17 protein-coding genes are annotated in these 20,200 nt (G+C 54.3%); 5 read left to right on the forward strand and 12 right to left on the reverse strand.

The genetic code is table 11. From position 1 onward, the window contains the following. Positions 1-82: 82 nt before the first annotated feature. Positions 83-1,651 (reverse strand): ABC transporter substrate-binding protein, encoded by a 1,569-nt coding sequence (locus ACMYSO_RS20545; RefSeq protein ID WP_434667391.1) that lies wholly within the window; start codon positions 1,649-1,651, stop codon positions 83-85. Between the two features lie 210 nt (positions 1,652-1,861). Between ACMYSO_RS20545 and ACMYSO_RS20550 the strand changes: the two genes are divergently transcribed. Then, positions 1,862-2,566, forward strand: coding sequence for a GNAT family N-acetyltransferase (locus tag ACMYSO_RS20550; protein WP_434667393.1), 705 nt, complete (start codon positions 1,862-1,864; stop codon positions 2,564-2,566). An 87-nt stretch (positions 2,567-2,653) separates the two neighbouring features. Here ACMYSO_RS20550 and betA read toward each other — a convergent pair whose 3' ends face one another. The 3 genes from betA to betI are packed head-to-tail and all read right to left on the reverse strand — an operon-like array spanning position 2,654 to position 6,409. Beyond that, on the reverse strand, positions 2,654-4,318 hold the full coding sequence (gene betA / locus ACMYSO_RS20555) for a choline dehydrogenase (RefSeq protein WP_434667395.1): 1,665 nt from the start codon (positions 4,316-4,318) through the stop codon (positions 2,654-2,656). A 14-nt stretch (positions 4,319-4,332) separates the two neighbouring features. After that, positions 4,333-5,805: a betaine-aldehyde dehydrogenase gene (gene betB / locus ACMYSO_RS20560; RefSeq protein WP_434667398.1), complete on the reverse strand. Its 1,473-nt coding sequence runs from the start codon at positions 5,803-5,805 to the stop codon at positions 4,333-4,335. Between the two features lie 10 nt (positions 5,806-5,815). Continuing rightward, positions 5,816-6,409 carry a transcriptional regulator BetI gene (gene betI, locus ACMYSO_RS20565; protein ID WP_434667400.1) on the reverse strand — a complete coding sequence of 198 codons (594 nt, stop codon included), beginning with the start codon at positions 6,407-6,409 and terminating at the stop codon, positions 5,816-5,818. A gap of 128 nt (positions 6,410-6,537) precedes the next feature. Between betI and ACMYSO_RS20570 the strand changes: the two genes are divergently transcribed. Beyond that, positions 6,538-8,571 carry a choline transporter gene (locus tag ACMYSO_RS20570; RefSeq protein WP_434667403.1) on the forward strand — a complete coding sequence of 678 codons (2,034 nt, stop codon included), beginning with the start codon at positions 6,538-6,540 and terminating at the stop codon, positions 8,569-8,571. 222 nt (positions 8,572-8,793) lie between these two features. Further along, complete coding sequence (locus ACMYSO_RS20575; protein ID WP_049267697.1) at positions 8,794-8,946, forward strand: Hok/Gef family protein; 153 nt, start codon at positions 8,794-8,796, stop codon at positions 8,944-8,946. 183 nt (positions 8,947-9,129) lie between these two features. Here ACMYSO_RS20575 and ACMYSO_RS20580 read toward each other — a convergent pair whose 3' ends face one another. From ACMYSO_RS20580 to ACMYSO_RS20615, 8 genes are all read right to left on the reverse strand, one after another. After that, complete coding sequence (locus ACMYSO_RS20580) at positions 9,130-9,915, reverse strand: SDR family oxidoreductase (protein ID WP_434667406.1); 786 nt, start codon at positions 9,913-9,915, stop codon at positions 9,130-9,132. A gap of 115 nt (positions 9,916-10,030) precedes the next feature. After that, entirely contained in the window at positions 10,031-10,828 is a 798-nt protein-coding gene (locus tag ACMYSO_RS20585) for an SDR family oxidoreductase (protein WP_123755887.1), read from the reverse strand. Positions 10,829-10,886: 58 nt separating this feature from the next. Next, on the reverse strand, positions 10,887-11,942 hold the full coding sequence (locus ACMYSO_RS20590; protein WP_434585967.1) for an ABC transporter permease: 1,056 nt from the start codon (positions 11,940-11,942) through the stop codon (positions 10,887-10,889). Positions 11,943-11,959: 17 nt separating this feature from the next. Beyond that, positions 11,960-13,504, reverse strand: a complete 1,545-nt coding sequence (locus tag ACMYSO_RS20595; RefSeq protein WP_434667410.1) for a sugar ABC transporter ATP-binding protein — start codon at positions 13,502-13,504, stop codon at positions 11,960-11,962. Position 13,505: 1 nt separating this feature from the next. Further along, a complete protein-coding gene (locus tag ACMYSO_RS20600; protein ID WP_434667413.1) occupies positions 13,506-14,126 on the reverse strand; it encodes a DUF2291 family protein in 621 nt (206 codons plus the stop codon). A 43-nt stretch (positions 14,127-14,169) separates the two neighbouring features. Further along, positions 14,170-15,105: a D-ribose ABC transporter substrate-binding protein gene (locus ACMYSO_RS20605; protein WP_434667416.1), complete on the reverse strand. Its 936-nt coding sequence runs from the start codon at positions 15,103-15,105 to the stop codon at positions 14,170-14,172. 133 nt (positions 15,106-15,238) lie between these two features. After that, positions 15,239-16,759, reverse strand: a complete 1,521-nt coding sequence (locus ACMYSO_RS20610; protein WP_434667419.1) for an FGGY family carbohydrate kinase — start codon at positions 16,757-16,759, stop codon at positions 15,239-15,241. Positions 16,760-17,122: 363 nt separating this feature from the next. Beyond that, a complete protein-coding gene (locus ACMYSO_RS20615; RefSeq protein ID WP_434667422.1) occupies positions 17,123-18,073 on the reverse strand; it encodes a sugar-binding transcriptional regulator in 951 nt (316 codons plus the stop codon). Between the two features lie 364 nt (positions 18,074-18,437). Here ACMYSO_RS20615 and ACMYSO_RS20620 point away from each other — a divergent pair, with 364 nt between their 5' ends. Both ACMYSO_RS20620 and ACMYSO_RS20625 read left to right on the forward strand, forming a co-directional pair. After that, entirely contained in the window at positions 18,438-19,268 is an 831-nt protein-coding gene (locus tag ACMYSO_RS20620) for a transketolase (protein ID WP_123755894.1), read from the forward strand. Next, on the forward strand, positions 19,261-20,196 hold the full coding sequence (locus ACMYSO_RS20625) for a transketolase family protein (RefSeq protein WP_434667425.1): 936 nt from the start codon (positions 19,261-19,263) through the stop codon (positions 20,194-20,196). Before ACMYSO_RS20620 ends, ACMYSO_RS20625 begins: the two co-directional genes overlap by 8 nt. The last annotated feature ends 4 nt before the right edge of the window (positions 20,197-20,200 follow it).

The raw sequence follows: 20,200 nt of genomic DNA on the forward strand, positions 1-20,200 counted from the left end.
GTCGGTAAAAATGCAGTGTTATCAGCTGGTGCGATCGGTTGTTATAGCCCGGTCAGCGTAGCGCCTGTCCGGGCTACCTGGGTTACTTGGTTACCCGGTCATACCAGACCATGTCGGCGTTCAGGCCCTGCTGATAACCTTTGACGTTATCGCGGACCACGATCTGGGTTTTCCCTTGATCAACGAAGACGTAAGGTGAGCTGCGCTGCAACTCTTCCTGCATTTTTTTATACAGATCGAGGCGTTTTGCCGGGTCCGCTTCGGCCACCGCGGCCTGGGTCTCTTTGTTCAACTGCGGGATCTGCCAGCCGTTCAGTCCGGCGACGGTGCTGGATTTACCATCATTCCATGCGAAGGCGCTGGCGTTAGAGTGGGCGTCGAAGTAGTCGGGGATCCACAGACGAATCGCCGCCTGGTGCTGCTTCGCGCGCACCCGGGCATATACCTGGCTACCGGCTGCCGGTAGCAGATCGATCTTCACGCCGCCCTGGGCAAAGCTGGCCTGCATCGACTGGGCGATGGTGATGAACGGTGGTTTGTTTTCAACATCAAGGGTGAAGTGGGCATCTTTGATCCCGGCTTTGGCGAGGATTGCTTTGGCTTTCTCAGGGTCAAATTTAAACGGATTGTTGTCCAGCGCGCCCGGCAGACCGACCGGCAGGAAGCTCTGATGGACAAAATACTGGCCCTTGAGCAGATCTTTGGTGATGCCGTCGTAGTCCACCAGCCAGCGTGCCGCTTCCCACAGGGCCGGGTTTTTCAGCAGCGGATTAGCGCTGTTGCCGGTGTTGAACGCCAGGTAGTTCTGTTCGGCGGACGGAATGCTCAGCACCGTGACGCCCGGTTTGCCTTGCAGAGCGGCTATCTGATCGGCCCCGAGATCGCGGGCGACGTCAGCATCGCCTTGTTGAATCAACAGGCGACGAGACGCCGGGTCGGGGACGTTCTTAATAATCACGTTTTTCAGCTTCGGAGCACCGGTCGGCGAGCTGTCGTTGGCTTCCAGCACGATGGCCTGATGCGGTTGATAGACGCGCATTTTGAACGCGCCGCTGCCCGCGGAGTGCATTTTCAGCCAGCTGTTGCCGAAGTCGTTATCTTTGACGTTCGGCGCCACCAGTTTTTCATCAACGATGGAGGCGATCGGTGTGGAGAGAATATTCAGCGCAACCGCCGGGCTGACGTCGGCGGTCCAGTGCAGCTCCAGGGTGTGGTCATCCACCTTTTTCAACTGGCTGGCGATGTTATCCGGCTGCCAGCCGAGGACGTTGAGGATAAAGGCCGGAGATTTATTCAGCGTCACCGCGCGGGTGTAAGAGAAAATAATATCTTCCGGGCGCAGCGAGTTGCCGGAGGCAAATTTAGCGTCAGGCTTGAGCTTGATGGTCAGCGTTTTGGCTGCCGGATCTGCCTGCCAGCTTTCCGCCAGAATCGGGGTGATTTTTTCAGGGTTATCGCGGTCCGGTTGAACCAGGCGCTGATAGAGGCTCGGTACCGTCTGAATACTGGACAGCTCATTGGCTTCCGCCGGGTCGAGGCTGACAATATCGTCGAGTCCCTGGGCAACGACCAGGGTAGTTGGCGGTGTAGCGGCATGGACGGCAGCGGAGAGCGCGGTCAGTACCAGTAAAGGCAGCAGTTTTTTGGTCATGAGCAATCCCTGAAAAATGTTGTTTTGATTATTTATGCTTCGCTACGTTAGGCCGCTTCACTGCCGTCGTAAAGTCAAAATACCGATAAGCTTATGCGTAAAAGGAATAATCAATACGCTTGAGTTATAAATGAAAAAAATGACGGTGCAGTTTCCGGCTACATCGCAAGTTGATATAACTATTTAGTTACCAATCAATGGGGTAAGGTCATGCCGGAAATCAATCAGTATGGTCAGTGGGTGAACGACAGGGTTGCCGACTGGCAAGGTGCCAACCTCCTTAAGCGTCTGCCATTGGGCGGGCGTTTTTGTCAGCTGGAGCCGCTGGACGTGCGCCGCCATGCCGCCGATCTGTTTGTGGCCTACGCGCAGGGCGACGAGAGCGACTGGACCTGGCTTGCCAGCACACGGCCGGAGAGCCTCGAGGCTACCGCCCACTGGGTCGCCGGGAAAGTGAACGATGACGCGCTGGTACCGTATGCGGTTATCGACCGACATAGCGGGCGAGCGCTGGGGCTGGTCAGCTATATGGCTATCGACCGCGGGATGGGGACGGTTGAAATCGGCCATGTTACCTGGTCGCGGCAGATGAAAAATACCCCGCTGGGAACGGAAGCGGTGTGGTTGTTGCTGCAACACGCCTTCGAGCAGGGCTATCGCCGGCTGGAGTGGAAATGCGATTCGATGAATGTTGCGTCGCGGCGGGCGGCGGAACGTCTGGGATTCACCTGGGAAGGGTGCCTGCGACAAAAGATGGTGCGTAAAGGGCGCACCCGCGACAGCGATCAGCTATCGATTATCGATAGCGAATGGCCGGCGCGGGATGCGGTGCTGCGCAGGTGGCTGGCCGCAGATAATTTTGATGACAATGGAAGGCAGCGGAAACGGCTGGAAGCGTGTCGCGACCACGCGTGATTTTCTGGCATTGCCGGGCAAGGCGCCCGGCATGCATATCAGCACGGTTCAGCAGCGCTCAACGTGACGTCGACACCGTTGCCATGCTCAGCGCCGAACCGGTGCGCCATTAGCGACATAATAGGTCGCCGTACTTTTTGGCAGCGGCTGACGACCACGAATGGCATCGGCCATTTTTTCGCCAATCATGATAGTGGTGGCGTTAAGATTGCCGGTAATAATCTGCGGCATTATCGAGGCGTCGACCACGCGCAGGCCTTCCAGCCCGTGCACCCGGCCTTCACTATCGACCACCGCCATCTCGTCGTAGCCCATTTTGCAGGTGCCGCAGGGGTGGAAGGCGGTCTCCGCGTGGTTACGCACGAACTCATCCAGTTCAGCATCGCTCTGACAGTCCAGGCCCGGGCTTATCTCCCGACCGCGGTATTTATCCATCGCCGGTTGGTTCATGATGTCGCGGGTAATGCGGATCGCATCGCGGAACTCCTGCCAGTCCTGTTCGCTGGACATATAGTTAAACAGAATGGCCGGATGATCATGCGGGTCGCGCGATTTGAGCCGAACGTGGCCGCGGCTTGGAGAACGCATGGACCCCACGTGGCACTGGAAACCGTGTTCCTTCACCGCGTTGGAACCGTTGTAGTTAATCGCCACCGGCAGGAAGTGATACTGAATATTCGGCCAGGCGAACTCATCCCGGCTGCGAATAAACCCACCCGCTTCAAACTGGTTGCTGGCGCCGACGCCGGTCCCTCCGAATAGCCATTCAGCGCCGATTTTCGGCTGATTCCACCACTGTAGCGCCGGGTAGAGCGACACCGGCTCTTTGCATTCGTACTGGAGATACATTTCCAGATGATCCTGCAGGTTTTCGCCGACGCCGGGCAGGGCGTGAACCAACGGAATATCGAACTGACGCAGCAGCTCCGGGTTACCGACACCGGAGCGTTGCAGGATCTGCGGTGAGGCGATGGCGCCTGCGCAGAGCAGCACTTCTTTATTGGCGGTGGCTGTTGATGGCGCGGTGCTGTCGCCTTCCAGCCACTCGACGCCAACGGCGCGCTTGCCGGCGAAAATAATATGATCGGTCAGCGCGTGGATGCGGATGGTCAAATTGGGGCGTCCGCGGGCCTGGTCGAGGTAGCCGCGCGCGGTGCTGGCGCGACGTCCCTGGGGCGTCACGGTGCGATCCATCGGTCCAAAGCCCTCCTGCTGATAGCCGTTAAGGTCATCGGTGCGCGGATAACCGGCCTGCACGCCGGCTTCCACCATCGCGTGGAACAGCGGATTGTTGTCCTGCTTTGGCGTGGCGACGCTCACCGGGCCATCGCCGCCGTGATAGTCATTGGCGCCGATATCGCGGGTTTCCGCTTTGCGATAATAGGGCAGGCAGTCGAGGTAGCTCCACTGCGCCAGTCCCGGCGCGGCGGCCCAGTTGTCGAGGTCCATGGCGTTACCACGGATATAGCACATGCCGTTAATCAACGAGGATCCGCCGAGGCCTTTTCCGCGTCCGCATTCCATGCGGCGGTTGTTCATATGCGGTTCTGGCTCGGTCTCGTAGGCCCAGTTATAGCGCCGGCCCTGTAACGGAAAGGCCAGTGCGGCGGGCATCTGGGTGCGGAAGTCAAAACGATAATCCGGACCACCGGCTTCCAGTAGCAGGACGGTGGTGTCGGGATCTTCCGTCAGTCGTGTCGCCAGTACGTTGCCGGCGGAACCGGCACCAATAATGATGTAGTCAAATTGCAAAAATGACCTCCTGGTTAAAATACGGATTGAAACTGACCCATCTCAACCTGGATGGATTTTACCTGGGTGTAGTTCTGCAGAGTCTGGACACCGTTTTCACGACCAATGCCGGAGTGCTTATAGCCGCCGACCGGCATCTCCGCCGGGGATTCGCCCCAGCTGTTGATCCAACAAATACCCGCTTCCAACTGGTGGATGATGCGGTGGGCGCGGTTGAGATCCGGGGTGACGACACCGGCGGCGAGGCCGTATTCGGTGGCGTTGGCGCGGCGAATCACGTCGGCCTCATCGTCGTAGGTCAGAATCGACATCACCGGGCCGAAGATCTCTTCCCGCACGATGGTCATCCGATCATGACAGTCGGTAAACACGGTCGGGGCGACCCACGCGCCCTGGTCGAACGCAGCCCCTTTCAGGACATCGCCGCCGCACAGCAGGCGTGCGCCTTCTTGTTTGCCGCTCTCAATGTAGCGCAGCACGTTTTCGCGGTGCGGGAAACTCACCAGCGGCCCGAAGTTGGTGCTTTCCGCAAACAGATCGCCGGGGCGGATGCGCGCCACGCGGGTGAGGATTTTCTCTTCAAACGCCGCTTTAAAGCGCGTCGGAATAAACACGCGGGTGCCGTTGGTGCAGACCTGACCTGAACTGTAGAAGTTGGCCATCATCGAGATGTCGGCGGCGAGGTCGAGGTTGGCGTCTTCGCAGACGATCAGCGGAGATTTGCCACCCAGCTCCATGGTCACTTCCTTCAGGGAGGAGGCGGCGGAGTTAGCCATCACTTTTTTTCCGCTGGCGATGCCGCCGGTAAAGGAGATTTTGGCGATATCCGGGTGTTCGGTGAGGTACTGCCCGGTTTCGGCACCGATCCCTGGCAGCACATTAAACACCCCTTCCGGCAGGCCCGCTTCGCGGTAGATTTCTGCCAGCTTCAGGGCGCTGAGCGGGGTGACCTCGCTCGGTTTAAAGATCATGGCGTTACCGGCGGCCAGCGCCGGGGCCGATTTCCATAAGGCTATCTGGATCGGGTAGTTCCAGGCGCCGATCCCGGCGACTACGCCCAGCGGTTCCCGTCGGGTATAGACGAATGAACTCTCGCGCAGTGGGATTTGGCTGCCTTCCAGCGCTGGGATCAGGCCCGCGTAGTACTCCAGCACGTCAGCGCCGGTGGCGATATCAACGGCGGCGGTTTCGCTCAGCGGTTTGCCGGTGTCGAGGGTTTCCAGACGCGCCAGTTCGTCATTGCGCTGGCGCAGAATATCGACCGCGTTGCGCAGAATGCGCGAGCGTTCCATGGCGCTCATTGCCGCCCAGATTTTTTGCCCTTTCTGGGCGCTTTTTACCGCCCGGTCGACGTCTTCGCGACCGGCGGCCTGGACGATAGCCAACACTTCCCCGCTGGCGGGGTTGATGGTCTCGAAGGTTTTACCGCTGGTGGCGGAAACATAACCACCGTGGATATAAAGCTGTTGTTCGGCCATTCGGGACATGGGTCCTCCGTTAGTGAGAAGTCGCTGGCAAATATTGGCTGATGAAGTGCTCGGCGAGCGTTTCGGCGCGGGCTTTATCCAGTGGCTTACCGCTTAGCGCCGCGCGTAGCCACAGTCCGTCGATCAGCGCGGCGAGACCGTAACCGGCCTCCTGCGCCGCTTCGCGCGGCAGGGCGCGCTGAAACTCATAGACAATGTTCGACAGCAGACGCCGGCTGCAGACCTGCTGCAGGCGATAGAGCATCGGTTGATGCATGCTGCTGGCCCAAAAGGCGAGCCAGGCTTTCATCGCCGCGTTGCTTATCTGGCTGTCATCGAAGTTGCCCGCCACGATGGCGCGCAACCGCTCCTGCGGGGAGGCTGTGGGCAGGGCGTGCAGGCGGCTCAGTACCGCCTCGCGCAGCTGGCCGGTGATATCACGCATCGTCGCTTCCAGCAGCCCGTTCTTATCCTTGAAATAGTGGCTGATGATGCCGGTCGATACCCCAGCCCGTCGGGCAATCTGCACGATGGTGGCATCGTGCATTCCCACTTCATTAATGGCGGCCAGCGTGGCGTCAATCAGCTGCCGCTGCCGTATCGGTTGCATCCCCAGTTTGGGCATATTTCAGACTCTATTCATCAGCTTTGTTTATATATTAAAGCGGTTTTTGATTGGACGTTCAATATAAAGTGTGTCTTAATTGTTGCGGATTTTGATTCTAATAGTTGCAAAAACAGTAAGGAGAATGGATGACAGACCTTTCGCCGAGCAGAGAAAAGGACAAAGTCAATCCGGTGGTTTTTTATACTTCCGCGGGACTGATTTTGTTGTTTTCCCTGATGACTCTCTTCTTCAGCGATTTTTCCGCGGCCTGGATTGGCCGTACCCTAAACTGGGTTTCAAAGACTTTTGGCTGGTACTATCTGCTGGCCGCGACGCTGTATATCGTGTTTGTGGTGTGCATAGCTTGCTCGCGCTTCGGGTCGGTGAAGCTCGGGCCGGAGCACTCGAAACCGGAGTTTAGCGTGCTGAGCTGGGCGGCAATGCTGTTTGCCGCCGGGATCGGTATTGACCTGATGTTCTTCTCTGTTGCCGAACCGGTGACCCAGTATATGCAGCCGCCGGAAGGGGCGGGGCAGACCATGGAGGCGGCGCGCCAGGCGATGGTGTGGACGCTGTTTCACTACGGGCTGACCGGCTGGTCGATGTACGCCCTGATGGGGATGGCGCTGGGATACTTTAGCTATCGTTATAATTTGCCGCTTACCATCCGTTCTGCGCTCTATCCTATCTTCGGCAAAAAGATTGATGGTCCCATTGGCCACAGCGTGGATATTGCCGCGGTTATTGGGACGATTTTTGGTATCGCCACCACTCTCGGGATTGGCGTTGTGCAGCTTAATTACGGCCTCAACGTGCTGTTCGATATTCCGGATTCGTTGGGTGCGAAAGCGGCGCTTATCGTGCTGTCGGTAATTATTGCCACCATTTCTGTGACCTCCGGGGTCGATAAAGGCATTCGTATTCTTTCCGAGCTGAATGTGATACTGGCGCTGGGGCTGATTCTGTTCATCCTGTTTATGGGGGATACCGAGTTTCTGCTCAATGCGCTGGTGCTTAACGTCGGCGACTATGTGAATCGCTTTATGGGCATGACGCTGAACAGTTTCGCCTTTGACCGCCCGGTGGAGTGGATGAACAACTGGACTCTGTTCTTCTGGGCGTGGTGGGTGGCATGGTCGCCGTTTGTCGGGTTGTTCCTGGCGCGTATTTCGCGCGGGCGCACCATTCGTCAGTTCGTATTGGGAACGTTGATTATTCCGTTCACCTTTACGCTGCTGTGGTTGTCGGTGTTTGGCAACAGCGCGCTGTATGAAATTATCCATGGCAATGCGGCCTTTGCCGCAGAGGCGGTCGCCCATCCGGAGCGTGGCTTCTATAACCTGCTGGCGCAGTATCCGGCGTTTACCTTTAGCGCCTCGGTGGCGACAATCACCGGCCTGCTGTTTTATGTCACCTCCGCCGATTCCGGGGCGTTAGTGCTGGGTAATTTCACCTCGAAGCTGAAGGATATCAACAGCGATGCGCCCAACTGGTTACGGATTTTCTGGTCAGTAGTGATTGGTTTGCTGACCCTCGGAATGCTAATGACCAACGGCATCTCAGCCCTGCAAAACGCCACGGTAATTATGGGACTGCCGTTCAGTTTCGTGATCTTTTTCGTGATGGCGGGGTTGTATAAGTCACTGAAGGTCGAAGACTATCGCCGCGAGAGTGCCAATCGTGATACCGCCCCGCGCCCGCTGGGGGGGCAGGATCGTCTGAGCTGGAAGAAGCGCCTGTCGCGGCTGATGAACTACCCCGGTACGCGCTATACCCGCCAGATGATGGAGACGGTCTGTTTCCCGGCAATGGAAGAGGTGGCGCAGGAGCTTAAGCTACGCGGCGCTTACGTCGAGCTGAAAAGCCTGCCGCCGAAAGAGGGGGGCAACCTGGGCCACCTCGACCTGCTGGTTCATATGGGTGACGAGCAGAACTTTGTCTATCAGATCTGGCCGCAGCAGTATTCCATTCCCGGTTTTACCTACCGGGCGCGTAGCGGGAAGTCGACTTACTATCGTCTGGAGACCTTCCTGCTGGAAGGGAGCCAGGGCAATGACCTGATGGACTACAGCAAAGAGCAGGTGATCACCGATATTCTCGATCAGTACGAGCGCCATCTGAACTTTATCCATCTGCATCGCGAAGCGCCGGGAAACAGCGTGACCTTCCCGGGGATGTAGGCCGTCTGAACGTTTTCTTAAAAATGATTTTAGCTGGTTAAATAGCCAGTGGTATGCGCAGGGAAGCGTATGATGACGGCGGGTGCCTGAGGCTTTCTGAGTTCAGGCTTAGGCGAGGATTCAGAAAGACGAAGCCCCAGGAGATGTTCCCATCAACCTGAGGCTCACAATCCAACCCTAGCACGTTGGATAGTAGCCTCTTCTTCGCATGGAGGCAACGAGATGCTGACAAAGTATGCCCTGGTGGCAATCATGGTGTTATGTCTGACAGCACTGGGATTGACGTTAATGGTGCGCGACTCGCTGTGTGAGTTAAGTATTAAAGAACGTCATATGGAGTTTAAGGCGGTTCTCGCTTACGAAACGAAGAAGTAGCCGGTATGCGGGGAGCGATCCCCGCCTATCCGCAGGCTGGGTAAGGAACCTTCAGGCACCTTTTTTAACTGATGAAGGCGCAGGATGGACGGCAAAAGAAAATAGACCGGTTAACAGCAATAGCGCCGCCATCCTGCATAATACGGTAATGACACGTCCTGCATCGTGGTATTTGCAGAAGGCTTACCAGCAGACAAAACCGCCATCAACCACCAGATCAACGCCGGTGCAAAATGATGCGGCATCGCTTGCGAGGAACAGCGCCGGTCCTGCCATCTCTTCGACTTTCGCCATACGCTGAATTGGCGTCTGGCTTTCAAATTCACGGGTCTGATGGACCATCTCAGGGCGGGTGTTCATCGGCGTAGCGGTGTATCCCGGGCTGATGGAGTTAACGCGGATCCCTTTACCGACCCATTCCATGGCGAGGCTTTTTGACAGGTGAATCACGCCAGCTTTGGAACAGTTATAATGAGCCTGATCCAGACCTCGGTTAACGATAATGCCGGACATAGAGGCGATATTAATGATCGACCCACCGCCGAATTCCTGCATCAGTTCGGCTTCTGCCTTGCAAGAGTTCCACACGCCAGTCAGGTTAATATCAATGACCCGCTGCCATTGTTCGGTTTCCATCTCCAGTGCCGGGTTGGCGTTAGCGATACCTGCTGCGTTGACGGCGACATCAAGGCGGCCAAAGCGATTTTTAGCCAACTCGACACCCTTACGTAACTCGCTCAGCTGGCGTACATCTCCGGTATAAAAACAGGCCTGTCCACCAATAGCCTCGATATTGTTAACCGTTTCAGCAAGGCCGCCATCTTCGCGGAGATCAAAGCAGACTACCCGAGCACCCGCGCTGGCGAGTCCGTAGGCAATCATTTGACCGATGCCGCTACCTGCGCCCGTTACAAAGGCTACGCGGTCCTGCAGATTAAACAGTTGCTGGGCAAAATCTTTCGCAATCATAGTCATTACTCTCTGAATAAATATCTTGTGGCGCATCAGGCAATGAGGGTTTTCTGAAGCGGCGTGTAGCCCGGGTAAGGTGTTAGCCGCAACCCGGGAGCGACAGGCTAGCGGTTTACGACATAATCAGGCCGCCATCAATATTGATGGTCTGTCCGGTGAGATAGCGGGCATCATCTGACGCCAGGAATGCCACCAGACCAGCGACATCCTCCGGTTTACCGGCGCGTTTCATCGGAATACCTTCGACCCACTCCGCCATGAGTTCACCTTTGCCATAACGTTTTTGCTCGGTGCTGAGGACTTCTCCCCATACGCGGTCGTTGTAATCCCACATCTCACTTTCAATGATGCCTGGACAGAAGGCGTTAACGGTGATATTCCATGGTGCCAGCTCATGCGCCAGGCTTTGGGTAATACCGATGACGCCCATTTTGCTGGCGGCATAATGTGGCGTGTAGATAAATCCCTGACGGCCCTGGCCGGAAGAGGTGTTAATCAGGCTGCCATGGTTTTGTTTCACCATGTATTTAGCGGCTTCACGGCAGCACAGCCAGACGCCGGTGGTATTTACGGCCAGCACTTTCTCGAAGTCGGTTTTTGGCATGCGATCGTAATAATCGATGGTGATGACGCCTGCGTTCTGGATTGAGACATCAATAGTACCGAAACGCCCCGCGGCCTGTTCATACAGTGACTGCACCTGCGCCTCATCGGTCACATCAACTTGCAATGACAGGATGTCGGCCTGGTAGCGCTGACGCAGTACTTCCGCCGTCTCATGGACGCGTTCGGCATTAGAGACCATCACCAGATTGGCGCCATCACGCGCAAAGCGCTCAGCAATGCCGGCACCAATTCCGCGGCATGCGCCGGTGATAACAACCGTTTTGTTGTGGAAATTTCTTTGCATGTTTTTTCCCTCATGTAGGCCGAACGTAAGTGGGTTCGGCGGGGTAATAAAAACCTTATTAACTGGTGGCCCCGGCCGCTGCCAGTTTTTCATCATGGCGGCGCATCAGGATGACTTTGTTCTGTAGTTTTTGCTGGAACTGGTCGACGACGACGGCGGTGACAATAACCACGCCCTTAATGACCATTTGCCAGAAATCGCTGACCCCCATCATCACCATGCCATCAGCAAGGAAGACGATAACGAAGGCGCCGATGATCGATCCGGTAACCCGGCCACGGCCTCCTGCCAGTGCGGTTCCGCCGAGTACGGTGGCGCCGATGGCGTCCATTTCGAACATATTGCCGGTCATCGGGTGGGCAGTTTGCAGTTGCGAGGCGACGATTAAGCCGACGAACGCGGAACACAAACCGGAGAAGGCATAAACAAACACTTTAGCTTTAACAATAGGAACGCCGGCCAGACGAGCAGCGGATTCATTACCGCCAATCGCGTAGATATAGCGGCCCAGAGGCGTTTTGGTGGTCAGCCAGTAGCCCAGCAGCAGGAAGGCAATCATCAGCCAGATTGGCAGGTATATCCCCATCAACGTTCCGGAACCCAGCGTCGCAAAACCGGTGTTGCCAAGCGCCTCCATGCCGTTAAGGTTGGGATAGGTGCTACCGTCGTTAAACAGCAGGGCAGAGCCTCTGGCGACATACATCATGCCCAGCGTGCAGATGAAGGGCGCAACGCCGAAACGGGTGATCACGGCACCATTAATGAAACCGACGATCACCCCGAAGAGGGCAACGCACAGAATGACTTCAGGCACATTGAAGAAAATAACGCTGCCATTCCATAACGGCAGGCCGTTAGTTAATAGCGCTCCCGCGACCATTCCGCAGATCCCGGCGACGGCGCCGACGGAGAGGTCGATCCCCCCGGTGAGGATAACCAGCGTCATGCCGATGGCCAACAGGCCGGTAATCGCCACGTGCTGAGTCATAATCAGCAGGTTAGAGGTGGTCAGGAAATTCGGTACCATCACGCTGAAGAATGCGATAACCAGCAGCAGAGCGATGAACGTTCTGGCCTTCAGCAGGTACATATAAATCATATATTTCTGGTTCATGATGGATTCCAGCCTGATTAATCTTGAGGTGTTGAAGCCGCGATTAATTTTTCGCGGGTAACGGCATGACGCGGTAAATCGGCGGTAATACGGCCATCGGCCATCACCAGAATTCGGTCAGCGAGCGCCATGACTTCATCCAGTTCAGATGAAGAGAACATCACTGCCAGACCCTGGTGGGCCATTTTGCCGATCAGGTGGTAAACGTCGGTTTTAGCGCCGACATCGATACCGCGGGTCGGTTCATCAAGAAAAACGACCTCAGGCTTCGTCATTAATGCTTTGCCAAGCACTACTTTTTGTTGGTTACCACCGCTTAAGGAGGTAATTGGCAGGTCGGGGTCGCTAACCTTGATAGCCAGTTCACGAATCATCTCTTTGACGCAGGTAATTTCTTTCTGCGGATTCAGCCATTTCCACGCCCGACGAAAACCCTGCAAACTAAAATCAGATAAGGTCATGTTCGATTGAATCGACATCATCTGCACCACGCCTTCGCCCTGTCGGTCTTCAGGAACGAGTGCTAGTCCTTTTTTTAAGCGTGCCTGAAAGGGGGATTTTTCAATATTTTCGCCATTAAGCTGAACGCTGCCATTCTGGCAAGGCATGAGCCCAACAAGTCCTTTAAACAGCTCCGTTCGTCCTGCGCCGAGCAAACCATAAATACCAATGACTTCTCCCTTACTTAAGGTAAAGGTCACGTCATTCAGCTTGTAGCCTCCGCTAGGGTGTAGGGCCGTCAGACCGTCGACGGCAAGAACGGCTTCACCCTTTGGTGCGGGCTGGTAGTCGAAATGCTTTTTCTTATCGCCGACCATCTGTTCGATAATCCAAGGAATACTGGCATCGTTAACCTGTCGTTCACTGATAAAGCGGCCATCGCGGAAAATGGTAATGTGATCGCCAATTTCCATCAGTTCTTCCAGACGATGAGATATATAAATAATGGTAACGCCGCGGCGTTTGAGTTGTTCAATAACGTTAAACAGGATTTTGACTTCCGACTGACTGAGTGCAGAAGTAGGTTCATCCATAATTAATACACGCGTATCTTTAGAGAGTGCGCGCGCAATTTCGACCATCTGTTGGTGGCCGATGCCTAGTTCACCAAGTTGAGTGTAAGGGTCGACATCAAGTTCCAGCCTTTCCAGTAATTTTTTGGCTAGCGCGTATTGGAATTTTTCGTTGATTTTGCCTTTCTGAAAAAATTCGTTAGCCATGAAAATATTATCCATGACGTTCATGTTAGGGAATAAGTTTAATTCCTGAAAAATAATGCTAATGCCATTTTTTTCTGCCTGATGGGTCGAGCCAAGTGTGACCTGCTCCCCATCAAGGATAATTTGACCCGATGAGGGCGTTTCAACACCAGCAAGCATTTTCATCATGGTGGATTTACCCGCACCATTTTCACCGATCAGAACGTTAACTTTATTCCGATAGACCCGGTAGTTCACATTATCTAAGGCGATCACGCCCGGATAAACACGAGATAATTCGCGGGTTTCGATAATAACTTCAGATTCGACTGGTTGGGGAGTGACGAGTTCTTGCTGTTGCATATTATTGTCCTCCCAAACGAACAATCTTCGCCGGCGTAATATCAGGGATGGATTGCGGAATATCCCAGGCTGAGAATACGCCATAGACTTGCGTCGCATCGCCCATTTTAACTTGCGCGGCGGCGATCATTTTTACCGCATGTTCGTTAATTGCACGGCCATATTCGCCAAAAAGAACCTGGTCGTTAAAGTCCTGATAACTGGCTCCCTGATACCCATCACGTAACAGCGTACCGCGCAGGGTTGGACCAATCTGTACGACGACATTGCTGCCACTGGCATCGTGAATTGTCATTTTTCCACTACGGGAAGTGGAATCGATTTTGGTGATATTGCCTTCAACTTTCACGTAAAAAATGCAGGGGTTTTCATCCTGCGAGCGATAGCCTAAATTTTTACAGGCACTATCGATATCTTTCGCCGAACGTAGGGCGGTCATTAATTCAGCAACGGGACGAGCCTTAGCAACGACCTGAGGAACCACCTGGTCTTGCCAGGTCTGGTCGATATTAGCCATGTGCGGATTGGGCGGGGATTTCAGATCGGCCAGCTCCTGCTGAGAGACAATACGACAGCCTCCGAGCGCAAGAACAGCCAGTGCCAGCCAGGTTTTTTTATACATAATACTCTCCTGTGCGCCCCCACAGGGGCGCAACAACCCGAACTCAGGACTTGATATTGAAGTCCTGAACTTTGTCTGCATTGTCTTGTGTGATCAGAATGCCGCGGAACATCACGCGCTGCTTCGCCGGTTTTTCCCCTTTTTGCAGGTAGTTATCGAGGTCGGTAACGCCCTGAGCGGCGATAGCCTGAGCCTGAAGCATGACGGTTGCCTGCAGCGTTCCGGCTTTCACCGCATCGCGCTCATCGTTGCTACCGTCGATACCGACAACCACAACATCAGTGCGATTTGCGGCTTTCAACGCGGCAATCACACCGAGGGCGACAGGGCCGTTACCGCAAATCACACCTTTTACGTCAGGATGCGCTTGCAGAATGCTGTCCATGATGCGTTTGCCGTCGATTAATGTCCCTTTAGCATCTTGTTTTGCAACGCTCACCATATCCGGGTACTGATCGATGACCTGATGGAAGGATTTAGAACGGGTAACACAGTTATTATCTGCAAGGTTACAGGTCAGTTCGGCATATTTTCCTTTCTCCGCCATCTTCTCTACAAATACGTTGGCGACTTCCGAACCCGCCTGGAAGTTATTATGTGTAATTTGCTCAAGTGCAACATCATCGACAGGGATTTCGCGGTTGATTAATACGACGGGAATGCCCGCTTTTTTGGCTTTCTCAATGGCAGCGACGCTAGCGGTAGAATCAGCATTATCCAGAATAATGCCCTGAACCTTTTTGCCGATGGCGGTATCAATTAGCTCATTCTGTTTTTTTACATCTTCGCCATGGGATAGAATGGTGGTCTGATATCCCAGTTCTTTTGCTTTCTCGCTGGCCCCCTTGGCTTCAGAGGCGTAATACGGGTTATCCAATGAGTTTACCATGATCATAATGGTGCCTTTTTCTGCAGCATGGGTGGCAAAAGAAAAGGCGGTCAGGGTCGCTGCAGTTAAAAGCGTTAAACGTAATTTCATGACAATTATCTCTCTTGGTTGTTATTGTCGGGTACGGTGAAACAACGTAAGGCCAGAAAATCAAATTTATGGGCCGGAAGTCTCCTTCTGTTAGTGATTAAGGGTCGTCACACACGAGATTCCCTGGTGGGTATCAGGCGGACGTTGCCGGTTTCCATAATGTTCTGTTCACTGCATGGCGCCACTCCTGCCATCTTTTCTGCAAGCGTTGGTGGCGGGCCATGTCGGGGATGAATTCGCTATGTTCGGTTAAGAACGCTTTCAGGTCGGTCACGGAACCTGGATTTAGGGCTTTTCGGGCGAGCAAGGCTGCGCCGATCGCTGAAAGTTCAGCAATGTCACTGCGCATTACCGGGCAGCCCAGCAGATCGGCCTGATACTGCATCAGCCAGTCGTTTTTCGTCGGGCCGCCGTCGACCATTAATGCCGTCAGCTGAAAGTCATCCTGTTGGCGCATGGCGACGACCACGTCGGCGATTTGATAGGTGATAGACTCCAGAGCGGCACGGATCAGATGGGCTCGTTTGACGCCGCGGCTCAGGCCACAAATAACGCCACGGGCGCTGTCGTCCCACCACGGTGCGCCCAGGCCGGTTAAGGCTGGCACAAAATAGACGCCCAGCGTAGATTCCACGGAGGCGGGAAGCGTATTGAGTTCGTGAGCCAGTTCGGCATCGGATAGTTCACTCAGGCCGGTGCTATCAGCCATCCACGCAACGGCATCGCCGGTATGCGGAATATTACCTTCCAGTCCGTAGGTGATGCTGTCGCCGTCGTGCCAGGCGATGGTGGTGGCCAGCGCGCCGATGTCGCACTGTGCGGATTTTACCGGCGCCATCACCGATGACCCCGTACCGTATGTGGCTTTCACACAGCCCGGTTCGCCAAGAGCATGGCCGAAAAGTGCAGCGTGGGAATCGCCGACCATCGCCATCACCGGAATACCATCGGGAATGGTGTTAAGTCCGCGGGTGTAACCAAATAATCCGCTGGAAGGTTTAATCTCCGGCAGTGCGGCGCTCGGGATCTGGAACAGCGCCAGCATCTCGTTATCCCACTGCCCGGTTTGCAGATTCAGCAACTGGGTACGTGCGGCATTGGAGTGATCGCAATAGAAGGCTTCGCCTTGGGTTAAATTCCACAGCAGCCAGCTGTCGATAGTGCCAAGGCAGATCTCTCCACGTTCTGCCTGCATGCGGCCATCAGGAACGGATTCCAGTAACCAGCGCATTTTTGAGGCAGAGAACAGGGGCGCAATCGGCAAACCGGTGGTGGTTTTGATCTGTTGTTCTTTGTTGTTGCGGCGCAGTTCATCGCAAAACGTCGCGCTGCGCGTACACTGCCAGGTGATGGCGGCGTTAATCGGTTTGCCGCTCTGACGGTACCAGCCGATGGCGGTTTCTCGCTGGTTACTGATGGCTAATGCGGCGATGTTTTCTGCACCCACGTGCTCAACAGCTTTAGCGATAACGTCAAGCGAGGCCTCAACCAGACCTTCGCCCGACTGCTCTACCCAACCATCTCGCGGCGTTTGAATGGCCAGCGGCTGAGAGAATTTTGCCACGACGTGACCACGGCTATCGAGCACGACAGCTTTGGCGTTAGTGGTGCCTTCGTCCAGGGCAATAATGAACTCTTTACATGTTACCTGCATTAGGTCGTCTCCTGAGTCACACTTCGTCCTGGCGCTGAGAGGGTAAGCAAGATAGTCCTCTTTATCGCAATGCGTCTTAGCAGGCCATGATGTGACAATTCGTTTTCACTTTTTTAATCACTGAATATATATTCGATAGTGATTATTTATTTGATACCTTAGCCAGAAACTTCCCGTCGGGCTACAGGCAAAGTCATCAATTGTGCTGGCAATCACACTTATCCGATCGGTGAAGCATGCGAGGAGAGATAGAAGAGAGCGTTGGGGTGTGTGATTATCTTTTTGAAAAATAAATATTTATTTGCAGTTCCTTTACGCTCATTAGAAAGCGTAAAGGATGCGGTAAAGTGGCAGAGTGAAAAATTAGCCGGCGATAAGCAGTCGTGCAGTGGGGTAGTCGGTGACCAGGACATCGATATAACCACCTGATAACGCGCCTTTGATAGCCGCAACCTTATCGCTACCACCGGCAAGGGCAACCACGTTAGGGCACTTCTTCACCTTCTCAAGGGCCATGCCGATAACAGGATCTTCATCGTCGCTTAACACGGCCTGGCCATTTTTATCGTAGTAGTGCAGGCATATGTCCCCGACTGCACCACGTTCAGCCAGCACCTGAAGCATATCTTCGTGGTAGTAGTTCCCTGACGTTTTCAGCAGTTGCGAAGGCTCAAGAATACCAATCCCGACGATAGCAATGTCCACTTCGTCGAAACGAGCGATGACATCGGCGACATCTTTACTGGCGACGAGACGATTTTTCTCCTCGATAGAACCTTCAATGCTCTGGGAAGGGAGCAGCCAGGCCTCGCAGTTAAGATGTTGCGCCAGTGTTTGGGTGAGGATAGTCGCCTGCACGTTACCGTTGGGGCCTACGCCGCCCAGCAATTGAATAACGCCGCTGGCTTTAAGATTTTGCGCGTGCACTTCATCCACCATCGCGCGGATGGTTGAGCTCCACGAGGAGACGCCGATCAGATCTTTCGGGCGTAATCGCGTTTCCAGATAGTGGGCCGCCGCAGAGCCGATGGCGCGCTTGATCGTGTGATCGCTGGCGTCCTCTTCGGTATCGACCACGATGGCTTGCTTAATTCCGTAGCGATCCTCAAGACCTTTTTCGAGATTAAGGAAAATATTTGATGGCTGAACAACGCTAATTTTTACAACGCCTTCTTTTTGACAACGGGTAATCGCTCGGGAGACAAATGACTGAGAAAGCGAGAGAAGTTGAGCAATGTCGGACTGCTTGCGTCCTTCAAGATAGTAAAGCGTGGCAATCTTAACTAATAGCCGTTGTTCATCCTGCTTAGCCATATATTTCCCCGAAAATCATTTACGTGCAGCCATTATGTTAGAGCTCATTATCATACGCGAAAAGAGAAGACATTTAAGTGTGATGGATATCTAACTTTCGCCAATCCTCAAAATCAGCTATGGACAAAAACAAAACAGTGATAGCATAATTGAATAAAGAATCGATAATGAATATATATTCAATCGACTTTCGGATCAACTGAAAAGTACCCAGGCGCAGATCTGCCTGGTGGTAAGGAGGCAGAATGTTCCTGAGTATGATGCTGCGGCGGAAGAGTTGCGATGCGTTGGCTGGGGATGTCTGGTTTTTTTAGTCCCTGACGGAATAAATATTCCAAGTTGAAAATAAATTCAGAGGTATTAAATGAATCCCTATAGCTATGATGTTCAGGCACTAGAGCGTAAAGCTCGCGCAGTGCGTCGTCACATTGTCAGGCTTAATGCCAACAGCCCGGCCGGCGGACATACCGGCGCCGACCTGTCGCAGGTGGAACTGCTCACCGCGCTCTATTTCCGTATTATGAACGTTGCGCCGGACCGTCTGGCTGATGACCAGCGCGATATCTATATCCAGTCGAAAGGTCACGCGGTGGGCTGCTATTACTGTGTGCTGGCCGAAGCCGGTTTCTTTCCTGTTGAGTGGCTGGAGACCTACCAGCACGCGAATTCACATCTTCCGGGCCACCCGGTCCGTCAGAAAACCCCTGGTATTGAGCTGAACACCGGAGCGCTGGGGCACGGTTTGCCTGTCGCCGTAGGGCTGGCGCTGGCGGCGAAGAAAAGTAACAGCTCCCGCCGCATCTTTTTAATTACCGGTGATGGTGAACTGGCTGAAGGCAGTAACTGGGAAGCGGCGCTGGCTGCTGCTCACTATGGGCTTGATAACCTGGTCATTATTAATGACAAAAACAACCTGCAGCTGGCAGGCCCGACTCGCGAAATAATGAATACCGATCCGCTGGCTGAGAAATGGAAAGCCTTTGGTATGGCAGTAACCGAATGCCAGGGGAACGATATGGCGTCGGTGGTTGCGACCCTGGAAGCGCTGAAACAAGAAGGTAAACCGAACGTTATTATTGCCAACACGACGAAAGGTGCTGGTATTTCCTTTATCCAGGGGCGTCCGGAGTGGCACCACCGGGTACCGAAAGGCGAAGAAATTGCACTGGCACTGGAGGAACTGAAAGATGAGTAATGCAGAACATCTGGCGACCGTGATGGTTCAGGCGTTTATTGATGCTGTTGAGCGTGGTGTCGATCTGGTGCCTGTGGTCGCTGACTCAACGTCAACCGCGAAAATTGCCCCGTTTATTAAACAATTTCCAGGTCGCCTGGTTAACGTGGGTATCGCCGAGCAGAGCATGGTTGGAATGGCCGCAGGGCTGGCACTGGGCGGAAAAGTGGCGGTGACCTGTAACGCAGCGCCGTTCTTGATCTCTCGCGCTAATGAGCAAATTAAAGTCGACGTTTGCTATAACAACACCAACGTCAAATTGTTTGGTCTTAATGCTGGTGCCAGCTACGGCCCTCTGGTGAGTACTCATCATGCGATTGACGATCTGGCAGTGATGCGCGGTTTCGGCAATATTCAAATTTTTGCACCTTCTTCACCGCGAGAATGTCGGCAGATTATTGATTACGCTATTGGGTATCAAGGACCGGTTTATATTCGTCTCGACGGCAAAGCATTGCCGGAGTTACATGATGAAGATTATCAGTTCGTGCCGGGGGCCGTGGTGACCTTGCGCGAAGGCGAAGATATTGCGCTGGTAGCAACCGGTTCTACGGTTCATGAAATCGTCGATGCCGCGCAGATTCTGGCCGATGCGGGGATTGAGGCTAAAGTGGTGAGCATCCCGTCAATCCGTCCTTGTGATACCGCCGCGCTGCTGGCTGCATTGAAGCCTTGCAAAGCAGTGATTACCGTGGAAGAACATAACGTCAACGGTGGTTTGGGCGGCCTGGTGGCAGAGGTGCTGGCAGAAGCCGGAGCAGGTATGACGCTTAAGCGCCTTGGAATTCCGGACGGCGAGTATGCTGCAGCGGCAGATCGCGGCTGGCTGCGCAAACACCACGGTTTTGATGCAGCGTCCATTGCTGAGCTAGCAAAGCAGATGCGCTGATTTT

Source organism: Klebsiella sp. B345 (genome assembly GCF_051131735.1).
Taxonomy (GTDB): domain Bacteria; phylum Pseudomonadota; class Gammaproteobacteria; order Enterobacterales; family Enterobacteriaceae; genus Klebsiella.

Coding starts and splice junctions, on each gene's coding strand:
- ACMYSO_RS20600 (WP_434667413.1), bottom strand. CDS start 14,126: ATGTATAAAAAAACCTGGCTGGCACTGGCTGTTCTTGCGCTCGGAGGC.
- ACMYSO_RS20610 (WP_434667419.1), bottom strand. CDS start 16,759: ATGCAGGTAACATGTAAAGAGTTCATTATTGCCCTGGACGAAGGCACC.
- ACMYSO_RS20570 (WP_434667403.1), top strand. CDS start 6,538: ATGACAGACCTTTCGCCGAGCAGAGAAAAGGACAAAGTCAATCCGGTG.
- ACMYSO_RS20595 (WP_434667410.1), bottom strand. CDS start 13,504: ATGCAACAGCAAGAACTCGTCACTCCCCAACCAGTCGAATCTGAAGTT.
- betB (WP_434667398.1), bottom strand. CDS start 5,805: ATGTCCCGAATGGCCGAACAACAGCTTTATATCCACGGTGGTTATGTT.
- ACMYSO_RS20625 (WP_434667425.1), top strand. CDS start 19,261: ATGAGTAATGCAGAACATCTGGCGACCGTGATGGTTCAGGCGTTTATT.
- betI (WP_434667400.1), bottom strand. CDS start 6,409: ATGCCCAAACTGGGGATGCAACCGATACGGCAGCGGCAGCTGATTGAC.
- ACMYSO_RS20545 (WP_434667391.1), bottom strand. CDS start 1,651: ATGACCAAAAAACTGCTGCCTTTACTGGTACTGACCGCGCTCTCCGCT.
- ACMYSO_RS20620 (WP_123755894.1), top strand. CDS start 18,438: ATGAATCCCTATAGCTATGATGTTCAGGCACTAGAGCGTAAAGCTCGC.
- ACMYSO_RS20575 (WP_049267697.1), top strand. CDS start 8,794: ATGCTGACAAAGTATGCCCTGGTGGCAATCATGGTGTTATGTCTGACA.
- ACMYSO_RS20580 (WP_434667406.1), bottom strand. CDS start 9,915: ATGATTGCGAAAGATTTTGCCCAGCAACTGTTTAATCTGCAGGACCGC.
- ACMYSO_RS20605 (WP_434667416.1), bottom strand. CDS start 15,105: ATGAAATTACGTTTAACGCTTTTAACTGCAGCGACCCTGACCGCCTTT.
- ACMYSO_RS20585 (WP_123755887.1), bottom strand. CDS start 10,828: ATGCAAAGAAATTTCCACAACAAAACGGTTGTTATCACCGGCGCATGC.
- ACMYSO_RS20590 (WP_434585967.1), bottom strand. CDS start 11,942: ATGAACCAGAAATATATGATTTATATGTACCTGCTGAAGGCCAGAACG.
- ACMYSO_RS20615 (WP_434667422.1), bottom strand. CDS start 18,073: ATGGCTAAGCAGGATGAACAACGGCTATTAGTTAAGATTGCCACGCTT.
- ACMYSO_RS20550 (WP_434667393.1), top strand. CDS start 1,862: ATGCCGGAAATCAATCAGTATGGTCAGTGGGTGAACGACAGGGTTGCC.